Annotated in this window: 2 protein-coding genes; both read right to left on the bottom strand. The window is 35.5% G+C overall.

The genetic code is table 11. The annotated features are described in order from the left end of the window. Positions 1-421 (bottom strand): DUF1542 domain-containing protein (locus tag CRG87_RS07895; protein ID WP_165775989.1); only part of this gene is annotated, 421 nt, incomplete at its 3' end. After that, positions 396-641 carry a KxYKxGKxW signal peptide domain-containing protein gene (locus CRG87_RS07890; RefSeq protein WP_101138739.1) on the bottom strand — a complete coding sequence of 82 codons (246 nt, stop codon included), beginning with the start codon at positions 639-641 and terminating at the stop codon, positions 396-398. The genes CRG87_RS07890 and CRG87_RS07895, both read right to left, overlap by 26 nt. Positions 642-834 lie beyond the last annotated feature (193 nt).

Raw genomic sequence — 834 nt, 5'->3', positions numbered from 1 at the left:
TATTAACAGTTGGAGCAGCTTGGGTGCTTTGCTTAGTTTTCTTAATTGCTGTATTGGCAACACCAGCACGATAACATGCTCCAATAGCATTAGTAGCTTGCGTCAAGGTAGCATTAATATCTGCTAAGCTATTAGCCCCTTTTACACTAGCTTTTGCTTGAGTAACAATTACATCAACTCTGTTAAGCTGTATAGCCTTGTCACTACTTGAAAGATTCTGATCAGAATTAATTTTAGCCTTTGTGGCAGTTGCTGCAGTATCTATTGCACCTGCGGCATTCTGCTTAGCACTATCAATAGAGTCCTCTTCCACCGACTGCTGCAGATTTTGATCTACTCCCTTTTGTCCAACTTGGGGATTGATTTCAGCTGCTTTAACTGGAGTGCCAGCTTGGCTATCCAGATAAATACCACCAAGCATAAAGGTAAGCAAAGAATAACTGACTAGCCAGCNCAACTTGGCTATCCAGATAAATACCACCTAACATAAAAGTAAGCAAAGAATAGCTAACTAACCAGTTCTTCTTACTCTTATGCATCTTATAATTTGTGTTTTTAGTCTCCTCGACTAATTTTAAGTCTCGTTTCAAATTATATTCTCCAATTACAATACTTGATATATAACAATGATAGTTTATCATATTTAGTGTTTGACATAAAGAAGTTCTTGTATTTTTATTAACCGTTTTTTTAACTGGTTACTGTCATAATAACCGTCATTTTAGCAAACACGCAACAACTATGGTTTTATGACCAGTTCATATAGTTGTTATTTAAAACAACCCTTAGTTAAAAGTGTTTTATAACCAGTTCTTTTATTTACTGTAACTGCAA

Origin of the sequence: Lactobacillus apis (assembly GCF_002837055.1) — a bacterium.
In the GTDB taxonomy this organism is placed as follows: Bacteria; Bacillota; Bacilli; order Lactobacillales; family Lactobacillaceae; genus Lactobacillus; species Lactobacillus apis.
Note: the sequence above shows the minus strand (reverse complement) of the source record. Positions and strands in the feature narration are given on the sequence as shown.